General features: G+C 48.3%; 13 protein-coding genes. 4 read left to right on the forward strand and 9 right to left on the reverse strand.

Going from position 1 to position 16,160, the window contains the following annotated elements; translation table 11 throughout:
* Window positions 1–229 precede the first annotated feature (229 nt).
* Window positions 230–2,590, forward strand: coding sequence for a glycoside hydrolase family 65 protein (locus F1593_RS17735; RefSeq protein ID WP_149402897.1), 2,361 nt, complete (start codon window positions 230–232; stop codon window positions 2,588–2,590).
* A gap of 48 nt (window positions 2,591–2,638) precedes the next feature.
* On the opposite strand, the gene F1593_RS17740 is transcribed toward F1593_RS17735, so the two are convergent.
* Entirely contained in the window at window positions 2,639–2,875 is a 237-nt protein-coding gene (locus F1593_RS17740; protein WP_149402898.1) for a hypothetical protein, read from the reverse strand.
* Between the two features lie 207 nt (window positions 2,876–3,082).
* On the opposite strand from F1593_RS17740, the gene F1593_RS17745 reads away from it, so the two are divergent.
* Window positions 3,083–3,514 carry a protease inhibitor I42 family protein gene (locus tag F1593_RS17745; protein ID WP_172632215.1) on the forward strand — a complete coding sequence of 144 codons (432 nt, stop codon included), beginning with the start codon at window positions 3,083–3,085 and terminating at the stop codon, window positions 3,512–3,514.
* A gap of 35 nt (window positions 3,515–3,549) precedes the next feature.
* Here F1593_RS17745 and F1593_RS17750 read toward each other — a convergent pair whose 3' ends face one another.
* From F1593_RS17750 to F1593_RS17780, 7 genes are all read right to left on the reverse strand, one after another.
* Entirely contained in the window at window positions 3,550–3,807 is a 258-nt protein-coding gene (locus tag F1593_RS17750; RefSeq protein WP_149402900.1) for a hypothetical protein, read from the reverse strand.
* Between the two features lie 152 nt (window positions 3,808–3,959).
* Entirely contained in the window at window positions 3,960–5,198 is a 1,239-nt protein-coding gene (locus tag F1593_RS17755) for a chitinase (protein WP_149402901.1), read from the reverse strand.
* 126 nt (window positions 5,199–5,324) lie between these two features.
* The gene (locus F1593_RS29330) at window positions 5,325–6,842 is read right to left on the reverse strand and encodes a carbohydrate binding domain-containing protein (protein ID WP_149402902.1); all 1,518 of its coding nucleotides are present in this window, start codon (window positions 6,840–6,842) and stop codon (window positions 5,325–5,327) included.
* Between the two features lie 617 nt (window positions 6,843–7,459).
* On the reverse strand, window positions 7,460–8,377 hold the full coding sequence (locus F1593_RS17765) for a carbohydrate ABC transporter permease (RefSeq protein WP_149402903.1): 918 nt from the start codon (window positions 8,375–8,377) through the stop codon (window positions 7,460–7,462).
* A 2-nt stretch (window positions 8,378–8,379) separates the two neighbouring features.
* Window positions 8,380–9,297 carry a carbohydrate ABC transporter permease gene (locus F1593_RS17770; RefSeq protein WP_149402904.1) on the reverse strand — a complete coding sequence of 306 codons (918 nt, stop codon included), beginning with the start codon at window positions 9,295–9,297 and terminating at the stop codon, window positions 8,380–8,382.
* Window positions 9,298–9,534: 237 nt separating this feature from the next.
* Window positions 9,535–10,866 (reverse strand): substrate-binding domain-containing protein, encoded by a 1,332-nt coding sequence (locus tag F1593_RS17775; RefSeq protein ID WP_149402905.1) that lies wholly within the window; start codon window positions 10,864–10,866, stop codon window positions 9,535–9,537.
* Window positions 10,867–11,071: 205 nt separating this feature from the next.
* Window positions 11,072–12,103 (reverse strand): LacI family DNA-binding transcriptional regulator, encoded by a 1,032-nt coding sequence (locus tag F1593_RS17780; protein ID WP_172632216.1) that lies wholly within the window; start codon window positions 12,101–12,103, stop codon window positions 11,072–11,074.
* A gap of 550 nt (window positions 12,104–12,653) precedes the next feature.
* On the opposite strand from F1593_RS17780, the gene F1593_RS17785 reads away from it, so the two are divergent.
* Both F1593_RS17785 and F1593_RS17790 read left to right on the forward strand, forming a co-directional pair.
* Entirely contained in the window at window positions 12,654–13,361 is a 708-nt protein-coding gene (locus F1593_RS17785) for a TetR/AcrR family transcriptional regulator (protein WP_149402907.1), read from the forward strand.
* 107 nt (window positions 13,362–13,468) lie between these two features.
* Window positions 13,469–13,789, forward strand: coding sequence for a winged helix-turn-helix transcriptional regulator (locus F1593_RS17790; RefSeq protein WP_149402908.1), 321 nt, complete (start codon window positions 13,469–13,471; stop codon window positions 13,787–13,789).
* 316 nt (window positions 13,790–14,105) lie between these two features.
* Here F1593_RS17790 and F1593_RS17795 read toward each other — a convergent pair whose 3' ends face one another.
* Entirely contained in the window at window positions 14,106–15,566 is a 1,461-nt protein-coding gene (locus F1593_RS17795) for an RICIN domain-containing protein (protein WP_149402909.1), read from the reverse strand.
* Between the last annotated feature and the right edge of the window lie 594 nt (window positions 15,567–16,160).

Consider the following 16,160-nt stretch of genomic DNA (forward strand, 5'->3'; position numbering starts at 1 on the left):
TCGCGGCGCTCCTATTAGTTATAGGAGATGGAATAGCTGTTATCGGTGAAGTTTTCGCCACTACTTGATGAGGTGATTTCAAAACCGAACTGCACCGTAACTTCTATCGTTGCAATACCTATTTACAGGTAGGCATTATCTTTCTTCTTGTACGCCCGGGCTCAGGAACGTATCTATCGACCCCTCATTCAACGTGTTCTCTTATAGAACATCTTTAGGAGAAGAAACCATGATTGAACATCCCGCCTTTACAGTTGATGAATGGAGTATCATCGAAAAAACCTTTCGCCTTGATCTGTTAGCCCAAACAGAATCACTATTTGCCCTTTCAAATGGACATATTGGCTTGCGGGGTAATCTCGATGAAGGTGAGCCCTATGGCCTTCCCGGTACCTATCTTAATTCGGTCTATGAGCTGCATCCTTTACCCTATGCTGAAGCGCAATATGGTTCGCCTGAGTCAGCACAAACCATGATTAATGTCACAAATGGGAAACTGATTCGCCTGCTTGTTGATGATGAACCATTCGATATTCGCTATGGAGAGCTTAAGATCCATAAGCGTGAGCTCGATATGCGCAATGGAGTGTTGCAACGCCAGGTGCGCTGGACCTCACCAGTGGGCCGAACCGTGAAAATTTCATCGACACGTATGGTCTCATTTACCCTGCGCAATACGGCTGCCATCTGCTATGAAGTGGAGGTTGAAGATGCCCCGGCCCATATTGTGATTCAGTCAGAGCTGGTCGCCAATGAAGAACATTCTGGCTCAAGTGATGATCCTCGTTCCTCAACTGTAGCGACTCCTCCTTTGATCTCAGAAGAACATCAAGCGCACAAAATGATGGGACTCCTGGTTCATCGCACCCAGCAAAGCAATTTACGCATTGCAGCAGCGATGGATCATGTGGTTGAGGGCCTGGATACGGCAAACGTGACAAGTGAAAGTACGCTTGATGTGGCACGTTTCTCTGTCACCACAGAGATTAAGCCTGGTGAGCGTATTCGTATCATAAAGTTCTTATCCTACGGATGGTCAGCTGAGCGTTCACGCTCAGCCCTTCATGACCAGGTTATGGCTGGAATTTCATCCGCCAGACAGCTTGGCTGGGATGGTTTGCTGGCTCAGCAGCGGGCCTATTTGGATAAATTTTGGGAATCAGCTGTGGTTGAGGTGGAAGGAGATCCAGAGATACAACAAGCAGTGCGCTTCGCGCTCTTTCATATCCTACAAGCGGGAAGCCGAAGCGAGCGGCGTGCGATACCTGCGAAAGGCTTGACAGGCAGTGGCTATGAAGGCCATGCCTTCTGGGATACAGAAATTTTTGTCTTGCCGGTGTTATCTTTCATCCTGCCGCAGGCTACGGCCGATGCGTTGCACTGGCGTTATTCAACACTGGATCTGGCGAAGAAGCGCGCCCGCCAGTTGGATCTGCAAGGTGCTGCGTTTCCCTGGCGTACTATTGTGGGAGAAGAGTGTTCGGGCTATTGGCCTGCAAGTACAGCGGCATTCCATATCAACGCAGATATTGCCCACGCGGTTCTCAGGTATGTTGAGGCCACTGGTGATACTGACTTTGAAGAGAAGATCGGACTTGAGCTGCTGGTAGAGACGGCGCGCTTATGGCAATCTCTCGGTCACTACGATAGCGCGGGCCGTTTCCGCATTGATGGCGTGACCGGTCCTGATGAATATAGCGCAATTTCAAATAACAATGCCTATACGAATTTGATGGCACAGCAGAATTTACAAGCAGCGGCTGATGCGGCTCAACGTCATCATGCCCGGGCGCGAACACTTGGAGTAAAAAGCAATGAAATCAAGGATTGGGAGAACGCGGCCAAAAAGATGTTGTTGCCCTATGACGAACGCCTGAAAGTGATCCCGCAATCCGAATCCTTTACCGAACTTCAGGTATGGGATTTTGATGCAACGACACCTGAACAGTATCCGCTGTTTTTACACTTCCCCTACTTCGATCTCTATCGTAAGCAAGTCATCAAACAGGCTGACCTGCTATTAGCCATGCAGTTACGCAACAATATCTTCACGCTAGAGGAGAAGGAACGCAACTTCGCCTATTATGAACCCCTCACGGTGCGCGACTCATCACTATCCGCCTGTACCCAGGCCATTATCGCGGCCGAAGTAGGTCATATCTCATTAGCATACGACTATCTCGGTGAGGCGGCATTGATGGATCTGGATAATCTAGAACACAATGCACAGGATGGCGTGCATATCGCCTCTCTTGGCGGATCATGGCTGGCTTTAGTCATGGGACTCGGCGGCCTGCGTTATAACACAAAAGGTCTCTATTTTAAACCTTGTTTGCCAGAACAGATCACCCGTCTGAATTTCCGCATGCTGTATCGCGATCGCCGTTTGCTTGTTGAGGTGCGACCAACCGAAGCAACCTATCATCTCCTGGCCGGGAAGGATCTTCCCCTGTCACATTACGATAAGGAGTTTATACTATCTACACATAAGTCGGTAACACACAAAATAGTCCCTCATACGGATGGCCCGCGCCCCAGCCAGCCGCGAGGACGTGCCCCTATGGAAAGAGGAAAACGTCGCCGCTCATAGCGCATCAATGTGAGGCGCTTCCAGAATCTGGGCAACAGTCCTCCTCTGTCATCTTCTCAAGGCAATCAATAAACACAGATAGACCTTCCAGGTTCCCAATACCTCTGGAGCTGTTACCGAGAACGAGGTCGCGCCCGTCTGGGTGAAGGTCGCGTTACTTAAACCAGTACTTTGATTGATATACTTACTACTGAACATCAAGTGATAGCGCAATGGATCACCATTTGGATCAGTAACGTTCGCGTTGACAGTGAAAACGATCATCATGCCATCAGTGTCTATCATGCTCTGTATGAACTGCAGAAGGAGATTATTGTCCTATGTGTATCCGGTAATTAAACGGGGACACACTTATTCATTTCCTTGAATGTCTATACTGATAGTAGATACTTGTAGTGTCGCTTATAAGCGATAATTTACTAGAAAGATTGAGTGAAATACATTATGATACAGACAAAAGCTTGCCTGAGGAGCATACAACGGTTCTTCCGCATGCGGAATATCCACCGCTATATCAGCCTTTGCTGTTTACTTCTCATCCTCTGTGCATTCCGAAGTGTCGGCCCGCCCGCTGTCCTGACTGGCGTGAATAATGGAAGCAGCATAACAGTCACGCCTGGGACACAGATTATCGTTCGTCTCATCGATAACCCAAGCACGGGTTATGACTGGCGCATTATTCCCTCGTACAATCATGTACTCCAGTTTCAGGGCAAGCAGTATTTTCCCTGGGTAAATCCTCCTGGGAAACCACCCATAGTTGGTGCGCCTGGCATCGTTGCGTTCACGTTTATCGCTCAAAGTAGTGGTACCACACTATTACAATTTGCCTATCAGCGACCCTGGGAAAAAGTGAGTCCGGACGTTACCTATTTCAGGGTCACAATCCATGTCAGATATCACCCAGGCATCTTTACGCTATAGATGCTAAAGGAACTTTTCTGCAAAAAGAAGATCTTTCAGTTCAACAGACAAAAATTTCCATTTGCCAGGCTGGCCTGCACATATTTCAAATGTTGAATTCCTGCTTCTAACATGACACGACGCATCTCCATGCTTTGCGTCTGAATCTCAAGCTGCTTATGTACCTCTTCTAACTGACTCAACGCCTGCGCCTGGCTTTTCAATAAATACTGATTCTCCCTTGCTGTCAGCATTTGACGCAAAATGAGGATACAGAAGATACTGAAGGTCAGGCTACAAAGGACTGGAAGCAATGCTCCACTTTCGCGCCATTGGTATTCAAAAATGTTTATGGCAGATTGCAGAAATTGTCATGACAATTTCTGCAATCTGCCATAAAACAGGGTTCAGGCACATCGTCAGCACCTGCATATAAGCGAGCAACAAGATTCCGATAGGATAGGAATTAACAATTGCCTAATTGCGTCCAGACTCCTGCTGCCCCACCTGGCACATCGGCTTCTGTCCACCACTTTGCCTGCCAGAGTGAACCATGATAGGTAACCTTATTGCCACCCACGTAGGCAATACTGGAATTCCATGCCGCGATACCAGCGCATGCACCACCGCTGCCAGGCGTCGGGGTCGCTGTTTGTCCGGGTGTCGGAGTGGAGATTGGAGGAGTTGCGCCACTGAATTGTGCAATAATTTTTGTGAAATCCCAGTCATTCTGCGGCACGCTACTGCATGTCCCGGAAAGGGTGCCATTGTTGTCCGGTGGAGTGCATTGACGATCCCGGTTCACCGACCAATAGGTGAACCGCGCCAGGTGATTGTTTTCAACAAAGCTCAACACCGTTTGAAAATCGGATTGATAGAAATATTCCGCACTATCGGTACGGCCATTCATGGATGAGATGCCTTCATGCGCATAAGCGGTTGCACTACTCCATCCAAATGTATTCATCAATATAGTGTTGAAACTCTGAAGTGCATTGATCTGACTACTTGCTCCACTGAAACCACCGTCGAATGGCATGATGGCATAATTGTTCGGGATATATCCCAGGGATTTCGCGTTGTTGAGCAATTGCTGTCCAAAGTAGCCGGTACCGCTGGTTGTGCCAGGGATAGTGATCGACTCATAGAGACCAGGATTGTTATTCTGCAAAATTTGTGCTGCCCCAAGCTCATTATTGATCGCCGTAGCATTCTCATACTCCGGTTCTTCGAGATCAAAGTCGAGCGCATGCAGACTATATTTATTGATGATTGCTTGTTCAGCAGCGGCGGTTGCCTGGGGTGTCCCGCAACTTTCTCCCAGTTTTGTGCCTCCATATCCCCCAAAGGAAACTACCACATCCCCACCAGCGGCACGAATGGCGTTGATGATGGGTCCCATCTGTGTATCGCTCGAGACGTTATCCAGGCCACTGTCTGTTTCCCAGGCAGGGGTACAGCCACCATTGGCGACAACAAATGCCAGAGTAAAGGCTTTAACACCACTGGCGGACATTACCGTCGTCAGATTGGGTGGATTGTTGGCCAGCGGCATGACATATGGAGCCGCATTATACCAGTTGGTGCTGCTAAGGGCGGCTGCGTTCGTAGTCGATGGCTTGCTAGCTGTCATAGCGATAAGAGAGACAAGGAGTAGCAAAGCGATAACTGCTATCCGCAAACTGATATGTTTGTTTACTGACATGAAGACCCCCCGTTTGTAATGAAGCGTCGATAGATAATCAGGATAGTTGACATATATGTCTATACCCGAATTCAAGGTGATAGCAGGAAGAGGCGAGGAGTTTCTACTCCTCGCCGAGATCCGCAATTAACTTAAAGAAACGTCGTCTACATAGACATTGCCCTGGGCATACCAGCCATGGATATAGATGGTGAGGCTGGTTTGTGAGGCTCCTGTGGTCAAAGAAACATTCAATTTGCTGTAGCTACTATTGCTTGTCCAGGTGCTCGCGCCGTTCTGGGCACCAATATAGGCATATTGACCAGACACATACGCGGACAGCGTATAGGTGTGATTGGCTTGCACTGAAATGGTTTGATCACATTCCCCTGTGCTTGAAGAGGTTGGGGTAAGTTGCAGGGCATATGATCCACTATGTATCGGTGCGTTGACAACCGTATCGCCAGAGGCTGTGCAGGACCAACTGGAGAGATTTCCCGTCTCAAAACCAGGATTTTTGACCAAATTACCGCCAGTGGGAGGTGTTGGGGTAGGAGTAATGATTGGGGTAGGCGTTGCGGGAGGAGTACTGGTAGGTGTCGTGGTGGAAACTGGTGTTGGGGTAGAGCCACCGCCGCTACTTCCACCCGAGAAAGATTTCCAGGCATTGGTAAAAGCATAGGTGCTTTGAGAAAGACCACTACAGGTGTCTGAAGCGGACGTTGAACCAGCACAGTTACCATTATCACGGGAAGTTTCCCAGAATGCGAGCTCTCCTATCTTATGCTGCTGGGCAAAGGACAGAACTTGTTGGGCGTTGCTCAGGCTGAAGATTTCCCCACCTGAGTCGTTCTGGCCAATCATCGGGGTAATGCCAACCATCGACCATAATTGACTGGAAGACTTTGAGGGGAAGATCGCCTGCAACTCAGAGTAGAGACCATTGGCAGCGTTAAGCGCCTCCTGACCCATCGCGCTGTCCGCCGAACCATAATCCATGGTCATAAGATTGACGACATTAAAATTGACACCGTGAGAGACCGCGTTCCTGAGCAACCCAAGACTATCATTGAGTAAGCCAGTGGTGGCTGACGGTAGCGTAAAAGAAATCGTCAGGCCGGGATTGGCTGCCTGCAATGCTGACAGTGCAATATTGCGACGATCATAAGTTGTCGCATCACCCTGCTCTCCACCTTCGATATCAAAATCAAGGTGACGGGCGGCATATTTGGTAACGACTGCCTGATATTGCGCTTGTAAGCTACTAGCACTGCTACACGTCTGCGCCAGTTCCTGACCAGCCTGACCACCAAAAGAAATAATAACGTCGCCGCCCTGAGAGCGCACATAACTGATATCACTATCCAGATGAGGTAAATAGGTACCGGTTTGATTGAGCAAAATCGTTCCAGCCCATGCTGCATTACAACCATTGCCAGTGATAAATGCCAGGGTGTAATACTTTTGACCGGTACTTTGCGTCACTGATTGCAAACTGGGATCTATAGTGACATCACTATAGGGGGCAAAATAGGAGCCGGGTAACGCTGACGCCGCATGCGCCGAGAAGACCTTCCCTAAAACGAGTGTACCAGCAGTCATACCACTGAAGAGAATTAGTAAACAGGCCGTGAGTATCGTTGGGACACGCCCAATTCTTTTCATAGCAACCTTCTTCCCTGATAGATTTCAATGAAACTTCTCTGCTAGTGTGCTTCTCATCCAAAAAGCATTCTACAGATACATTCTGCTGGGAATAGTCGCTCGGCTCATGTATCCTGCTTTCAGATGAGCTACTTAAAAACTGTACCCTATTAGTCTATATAAAGTCAAGTCATCTAGACCACTATACATAGCAATTTTGCAGATATCAATTTATTCTTCATGTGAAGGCTCCCTAACCATCTACTGCCAGCTGTTCGTTTTTAGACCGAAAGGCCCGGAGAGGGTGAAGCATCGGGATAGGCAAAAAAGAGGATTTTCTCCTTATCAGGATTTTTCGATAAACTTTCTTCATTGAGTATAGGGTAGTTAACAGTTGACCAAAAAGTAGGACTATATTAGACTTACCAGGACATCATAGAGGGGGTAGGTACGCAGGCTTCATGAAGCAAGAGCAACCAAAACTGTTCCGTATCAGTAAAGCAGCCCACGAATTGGGACTCAGTTCAAAAACAGTACGAAGATGGATCAAGCAAGAAAAGCACCATAGAGGATGGAAATCTTTTCATCTCTATGGTGCTCACTTTTTATGAAACCTCATCCTGGTTATGCGATGCCCATTATTTGCTGAAACCAGCTACCAGGCCACCGAGCAATTGGCGTCTACCAAAGATGTACAACAGGATAATAGGGGTAGCTGACAGGAAGACAGCTGCCATGATCGCTGGTACATTGGTAGTAAATTGTCCCTGGAAATTCATCAGGGAGAGAGGAAGTACCTGGACTTCCTGGCTCTGCGTCAGGACAAGTGGGAACAGAAAGCTGTTCCAGACCTGGATCGTTTCGTAGATGATAACAGTGATGATCGCTGGCCGCGCCAATGGCAACACCAGAGTGCACAAAATGCGGAAATGTTTCGCGCCATCCAGCATCATAGACTCATGCAGTTCATTGGGAATGTCTCTAATGTAGGTGACCAATACGAGGATCGACAATGGAATGCCGAAAGCGATAGAGGGCAGAATCAAGGCAAACAGTGTGTCATAGAGATGCAAGTCAGAAACAATGGCATAAATGGGGATAATCGTGGCCTGCAACGGGATAGCCAGGCCAAGCAGGAAGAGATTAAAGACGCTCTGAGTAAATCTATTACGTACCTGCGAGATGGCATAGGCCGCCAGCAGCGATACGGCCAGAATTATCAAAACGCTCAGAACTGTGACAAAGACAGTATTAGCAAAATAGGTCCCGAAATCATTCGATAGGACGGTTGTGTAGTTGTCCAATGTCGGATGACTTGGAAAAGACCATGCGATATCTTTGTAAATGTCTGCTTGCGGGCGTAGACTCGTAAACAACATATAAACAATTGGATAACAGGCAAACACGAGCCAGATTAAACCAAGTATGGCAGGAAAAATTTCTCCCAGACCGATTCTGCGGGATCGTGGTTTCTGTCCTGGCTGTTTATTCACAGTAGTTCCAGACAATGTCCTTCCACGCCTGTTTTGTTCTATTTTATCTTGTTGTATTGTCATAATTATAATCCCTCAAGCTGGCTGGACATTTTGCTAAAACCGGTGAAACGTAGCAAAATAAAGGAGAGTACAATACCGAAGGCTGCCAGCACTACAGCGATCATGCTGCCATAACCCACCTGTTCATTTTTGAAAGCTGTGATATACATTTGAAGAGGGAGGACGTTGGTAGCATAGCCAGGGCCGCCACGTGTTGTCACCCAGAAAAGATCAAAATAGGTGAGTGCGCCAGTGAGGATCAGTGTTGTAGAAGTAATAATCGTATATTTCAGTTGTGGCAGGGTAATGGCGAAGAAATTCTGGATGCGCCCACCACCATCAATTGTAGCTGCCTCGTATAATTCTTTCGGTATCTGACGTGCACCGCCCAGATAGAGGAGGGCATGGAAGGGGATGAATTCCCAGGAAATAATCACGAGGACAACGTAAAATGCCAGGCTCGGATTGCCCAACCAGTCTTGCGCCACTGCTGAAAGTCCAATTGACTTCAACAAGCTGTCGATGAGACCAAAGTTGGGATCCAGCAGCGATTGCCAGGTGATCGCGATGGCAACAGCTGAAAAGAGCAATGGGAGGAAGTATAAGACGCTCAGTACAGAACGGTAGCGTTGTGAACCGGCCATAAAGACACCAATTAAAATACTTAACGGTGTTTGCACAATCCAGCAGATGCACATTTCCTCGATGGTCAGTAACAACGACTGACCGGTAACGGCATCAGAAAAAAGGGCAATCCAGTTCTTTAAGCCAACCCATACTGCGGGTGAGAGACCATTCCATTGTGTAAAGCTCAAGTAGACTGCAACGAAGAGAGGAATGATCGCGAAAGCGATATAAAAGAATAATGCAGGCACGGTCCAGAGCAAGACGATCCTATTTGACCGTTGCAAAGATTTGGGTGTTTTTATCGATGCGCTCATAGCGCTCTCCTATCTCAGGAATTAATTCCTACTGCATGTGAAAGATTGTCCAACGCGAGCGAGTATGGGGATGAGGCCAGGGCACACAACCCTGAAATCCGGTCAAGGGGCAGCGAACCCCTTGTATCCCCGCTTGAACGCCGAGTACCCCGCATTGCATTGCAAAGTCGCCACCGACGGCATCTCTACTTAAGCGCGACGTACCCGGCTTTTCACATACAGAGGGACAGAGTGCTGCTATGCACCCAGGGTTTTATTCATGTTATCCGAGAACTGCTTGGGGGTAATCTGCTTCAAGAATATTTGACTCAGATTGGTCAGGACGGCCTGTGCAGCGCTTGGTGCTAAGATCTGGTCATAAGACAACTGGAAATTGGTGGCATTCTTCGCCATATTGTAGTTGTATTGCAACCACTCACCATTTGCTGAACTCGCCAGTTGGGACTCAATGCCTTGCACGGGCGGCACATCACCCACACTGATGAATCCTTTGACCATCTCGTCAGTTAAGACACCATTTTTTAGATAGCTAACGGCGTCCTGCTTCGATTTAGCAGTGCTGGAAATGGAGTAGAAATTACATGGATTACCGTACACATCGGTAGGATTACCTTTCCCACCCTCAACTTGTGGGAAGGGGAACCAGCCGAGCTTGCCGCTGGTTATAAAATCGGGATTGTTGCTCTGAATGGTAGAGAAATTCCAGTTTCCCTGCAACAGCATACCGGCTTTCTCCGTATACAGCAGCGCGACATCCTGGTTGGTATCAGTGGTCGTCGAAGCGAACGAGGAACCAAATGCACCCATCGTTACCAGATCCTGGATGAGGGTGTTTGCCTTGATAAAGGCGTCCTGCGACCAGGCGTTTGCTTGTTTGGAGAGAACTGCATTAAAGGCATCTGGTCCGCCTATCCGATCGACGAGGTACTCAATGTACATGAGATAAGGCCATTGGCTGGCACCGGCCAGAGCAAGCGGAATAATTCCCTGGTTCTTCAAGGTAGTAATGACATGAAGAAACTCACTCCAGGTCTGGGGGGCATTCAGATGATATTTTTTGAAGATATCCTTATTATAAAAAATGAGCTCTGGTTGCATGCCAGCATTGGGTGTGCCATACAGTTTACCGTTGAAGGTAGCACCTGCCAAAACGGATGGGAGAAATCTATTCTTCCAGGTCGCATCACCATTGAAATCAGCTGTCAAGTCATAAACATCATTGGCATCAATATAGGACTTGAGGACACCACCACCCCAGCCAAAAAAGATATCTGGTGGATTGTGGGCGCCCATAGCAACCTGTAATTTTTGCTTGTAGGGATCATTTGACAGATAGGTGACATTGGCATGGATTTTTGGATATTTCGCATTAAAGGCCGCCGCTGCCTTTTTCACCACAGCCTGCTCATTACCTGTACGAATATCCCAGATCGTGACGGTCCCGGTACTGCTACTGCTACTGGTGGTCGTTGTGCTTCCACCAACACCAAAACATCCCACGAGTGACGTAGCCAGTGCAGTTCCGCCTGCAATCTCTAGAAAAGTGCGCCGTGATACTTTTGCTTGCATTCTTCTGGTCTCCCTGGCATCTCTGCCAACCAGGCTTTTAGCCGAGCCCGGTGTAAAATAAAGCCAAATAAATACGACTTAATAAAAAAAAGTATGGGCATCTGCTGTCAGATTCTTCTTACTGCAAACTTCCTTCATTGAAGTTCGCCAATATTGCGCTTGGGTGCGCTCTGTACTCCTTTCGTGTCTCCTCGTAGAAGAGAAACTATCTCTCTAGCACGGTCGATTGCACCGGGGCGCATGAATCGCGAATGATCAGGGTGGTTGTCAACTCGACACGCACACTATCCAGTGGTTCGCCAGCAATCAGACGTAATAACATCGACGTTGCGACACGACCCATCTCGATCAGAGGTTGACGCACGGTTGTCAATGGAGGGGTGGCAATTGATGCGATAGCAACATCATCAAAACCAACCACGCTCATCGCGTCAGGCACGCTCAAACCCCGAGCATGCAAGGCACTATAGACCCCCATGGCCTGATAATCATTGCCAGCAAAAACAGCAGTTGGTGCTTCTGGTAATGCTAACAATTCACAGGTCTGCTCATAGCCTGTTTGTTGCGTGAATGCTCCAAAACGAATCAAATCTGGATCTATCGGTATATGTGCGTCTTCCAGTGCCGCCCGATAGCCCGCGATGCGATCCCGGCTGCAGCGATGCTCCGCAGGACCAGCGATCATGGCAATGCGCCGATGGCCGAGTGAAAGAAGATACTCAGCAGCTGTGCGCCCACCAAGCCAATTCGTTGCCCCAACAGAAGGTACGTCTGTACCAAGTTCGCCACGGTGATCAACAACCACAAAGGGAATGCGGTGGTTCCGTAATGCCTCAAGCTCCTGTGATTGCCCATGGGCAAGCACAAGAATAGCGCCATCAGTCGAACCGTTGAGCACCTTGGCCAGCCATTCTTGCTCAAGCTGGAGAAACTCTCCCGTCACCGAAAGAGCCAATCGTAGCTTTGTCCGCTGCAACGCTTCCTCAACACCACACACAATCTCAACTGAGTACAGATTTGTAAGCGTAGGCACGGTCATATCGATAATGCCAGCGCTTTCTTTGTGCAAGGCGCGTCTTGCACGGCCCCCAACGAATCCATTATCTTCAATCACCTTTTCCACACGCCGACGCGTTTCAGGGGCCACATCAGGTCGATTGTGTAAGACACGCGAAACAGTGGGGACAGAAACACCAGCCTTCGTTGCTATATCAGCAATGGTGCTGCGTTTCGACAATGATTGCTCCATGTTTGAAAGATAACCAACCTCTCCTTATGGAATACTTTAATTATTCCTGAATTTTTCCGGTTTGTCAAGGGTGTGAAAGGACAATAAAAACCGGAAATTTCCGGAAAGAACTCGTTCTACAGAAAAATAACCCGAATAGAAACCAATAAGGCAGGCATTTCTGTCCGAAGTAAACCTCTTCTATAGAAGTTGATCGATTATCTAGCCATACAAATTCCCGGAAATTATCGAGATGCGTGATAATTGATGCACTCATCAGCATAGTCATTATATAAGTGTTGCTAGCAGTGGTAATACTTTTATCCTTGATAGGGAAATACTGCTCGGGTCGTTGTATACAGAAGCAGAAGCTAATGAACTCCCCTATGATCCACCCAATCAGGCAGCCCAATAGCTATGCGGCCTACAAGGTGACAAACTCAGTTACCAGCTATGAGGTCTGGGAATTGGAAAGAAGTGGAAAAGATGGCTTGACAAAATTGGCCTAAACATTTATATTAATTGATAGATCAACCAATTAATAGAGGAGCAAGGCGACATGCGCAAACCAGCACCGGTCGATGGAGATCGACGACAACATATCTTAGAGGCTGCTCTCGATGTTTTTGCAGAGTATGGCTTTGAGAAGGCAACGACGAAGGAGATCGCAACCCGCGTTGGCGTCGCACAAGGGCTGGTTTACTTCTATTTTGATCATAAGAGGGATCTGCTCTTTGCTGCCTGCAAGCATCAAACCACGCTGGCCCTCGCACAGTTAGGAGCAAACGAAAAAGATAATGTGCCTGGTTCACCTCAGGCAGAGTTGCGTAAGGTGATCACACGTTTTATGCAAGTCCTGGACGAACCACGGAATGCGAAACTCCTGCGTGTGATTGCGCTGGTGGAGCTTCCTGAAGATCATCCTGCTATCGAGCGCGCTACAGGTGAAGCACAAAGGGGACAGGAAAACAACTCATTTGAGCATAAAAAGCAGTTGGGTATGCTTGTAACACGCTTGAATGCTGAGCTGCTGGCACATCTCCAGCAATGTTTGCCAGAGTATCCACGTCCAGATGAAATTCTTTTTGAGGCCGAATTCTTGAGCTCGGCTATCACCAGTATGCTGATCAAGCGCGCAGTCAATAGTCCAGATCAGACCATCAGTACACAGTTCGCTCAGAAGCAGATGATAGAAGGCGTGCTGAGCAATGTATTCGCCTGGCTGGCTGTAAAACAGGCGCTTATCGCTGGTGAGATGCCATGCTAGGTCATACTGCATAGCTATGCAAACTACATACGACGAGGATAGTTTTCTCGTCAGGTGCTCCAACAAAAAGTTTTAAAATGTTTGGTTGATTAACCAAACAATACTCGTTGGCAAGAACAAGAAACGGAATCCTTCCTGCTAGCGATCTGCTCCTGCATCACCTGTTCAATGGCGTCAAACGTTTTGGAGAATTGCGTCGGATGTTGCACCCGATTAGTCCAAAAACTCTCACTGATCGATTACGTCTCTTAGAAGAGCGAGGCATCGTGACACGAACGATTTACTCGGAAGTGCCTCTCCACGTGGAATATCAATTGACCGAACGGGGACGACGTCTTGAGCCTGTTTTTATTGCCATGGGGGTATGGCTTCAGTCGGAAGATTCCGGTCAAAAAAACGAATTGGTGAGCAAGTCTCTTTCATCGTAAAATGCCTTACCCGACTTTGGAGTTGGGACTCCACAGGTTGATACTGTGTCTGTAAGTGTAAATCCTAACATGAAACTGGTGGAGTAGTAGAATTATCCTGGTCAACTCAGAGATGCTTTTTGAGGAAACAAAATAGCTCGTTTAGCCCGCGATCTGCGCGATGAGCAGAAAATAAAGAGCACAGAAGAGCTAAGAGCCACCAGAATAATTGTACTCCCTCGCCAGTTTTATGTTGGGATTTACAATTACCGCCTGAAACAAGTATTCTTAGAAACATCAATTTTCTAGCATGATGAACGTAAATACGCAGGTCAACTTAAGAAACTTGCACCAGGGTCCACTGCTGATTGCTGCCACCATTGCTGGTCCACTGATCCACATTGCCGCCATCCGCTGTGGAGTAGCCCGAGACCTCGAGATCTTTGCCACTGTTGCGATTGACCAGTGTGATATAGCCTCCGGAGTTCACTTCGCTCCATTGCTGATTGGTCCCACCATTGTCGGTCCACTGATCCACATTGCCGCCATCTGCTGTGGAAGCACTTGCAACATCAAGAACTTTGCCACTGCCGCGATTGACCAGTTTATAATAGCTACCCGTTGATACAAGGCTCCATTGCTGGTTGGCACCACCATTATCGGCCCACTGATCCACATTCGCTCCATCCGCTGTGGAAGCACCAACCACATCAAGAACCTTGCCGCTGTTGCGATTGACTAATTTGTAGTATGTAGTACCACCTGGCGAAGAGATCAGACCAAAAGCGTACTTAAGACGAACCACACCTGAAGCATTATTGTCGCTGAGCGAGAGATTGGTTCCGCTGCCATTGAGCGTTTCCATACTATAGGTATCTCCAGTGCGCAGTCCCGGCCAGTAGACCGAACCCAGGCCCAGTGAGCGGAAAGTATCAGTATCGGCCTGCACATAGGCAATAAAGTAGTTACCATTGATCGCGCCATTATAGTCTAATCCCGTTGTCATGGGAGCGCCCCACTCGTCAACAACGGTACGGGAGGCACAGGAGCCAATACGGTTCTCAAGATCGCTGACCCAACCGGAGTAGCTTGTCTGGCTGGTATTCCAGAAACCGTAGTGATGGAGAGAGAGATAGGTTCCATTCAGGCGACTGTCCGCACAGACAGAGGTAACATTATCGTTCCAGCCGGTGCCACTGACGAAAATACGGTTTTTAGGGATGGAAGGATAAGTACTGATCCACTGGGCGGCGAGGTTAGCCCAGGCGCTCTGACTGTAGCCATATGGTTCATTCATCGGCTCGAAGTAGACCTGACTGTTGTTCGCATACTTCGTCGTCACCGTCGACCACATAGCCCAGAAACTCGTCATGTTGTCGACATAGCCATCCTTGGAGGAACCGGTGCCTTCCCAGTAACCCAGAATTACCTTGAAACCCTTGTTCGTGGCGACATCAATTGCCCCGGTATACGAGTTCCAGAAAGAGCCATTCACGGTATAAGGATTGATGGGCAGTCTGACGGTGTTCGCGCCCAGATTGTTGGCGAAGCCGCTGATAATCGTGCTGGCTTTCGCATAAGTTGTGGAGTAGCTATCTGAGGTTGAAAGGCCCGACGGCACCACTGGATCATTCGCATAGTTATCTCGTGGGTCCGCCCAGTTCACACCCCGGAACTGGCTGGTATTGGTAGCAGCGTGCACAGTCGCTGTGCTTACAACCTGCGTCGCAACGACTGTTACGAGCAAAAGAAAGGCGCTTACAGCGCAAAGAAGTTGCATCCTGCGATGATGAAACATCCTGTTCATCCTCCTTATTACCAGACACGATCGCAGTGTCCTTAAAACCGAAGATAGTTATGCTATCTTCATTCTTCCCTGAAATCAGTCTATCTATTGCTCAACAGAGAGCAATCCTAAAGATGAGTTACCGCATCCTCACGGCAACCATTCCACGCCCTTGATAAACAGAAAAAACTGGAAAATCGATTGCATGAGGGTATTGTTCAATAGAGTACACTGGAATAACAATTCTGTCAACTTGTGACAAAGTGTCAGCCTCCCAATACCAGCGGGATCTTGCTACTCCCTGGCAGGCGCTTGCGCGCCTGCGCCCTTTTTAGTATGTGATGGAGAAAGGGTTCTTCGAATCTTTTCTCCATCACATACTAAAAAGAAGTTTGAGCACCATTGGTGCGAAAACTCATGCACAGAGATCGTGGAGACCACGGGAATCAGGGTCTTACTGCTCACCTGCTGGCAGGCGCTTGCGCCTAAGTTTGGTCCAAATTAAGAGCCAGATGCAATGGTGCAAGGAGTGACCGCAATGCGTGAAGCAAGGCCCCAGCTGCAGGCGCGCGGCAATTTAAGGTGAGCGCCTGCACGTGACCATCG

The organism is Dictyobacter arantiisoli (assembly GCF_008326305.1).
In the GTDB taxonomy this organism is placed as follows: domain Bacteria; phylum Chloroflexota; class Ktedonobacteria; order Ktedonobacterales; family Ktedonobacteraceae; genus Dictyobacter; species Dictyobacter arantiisoli.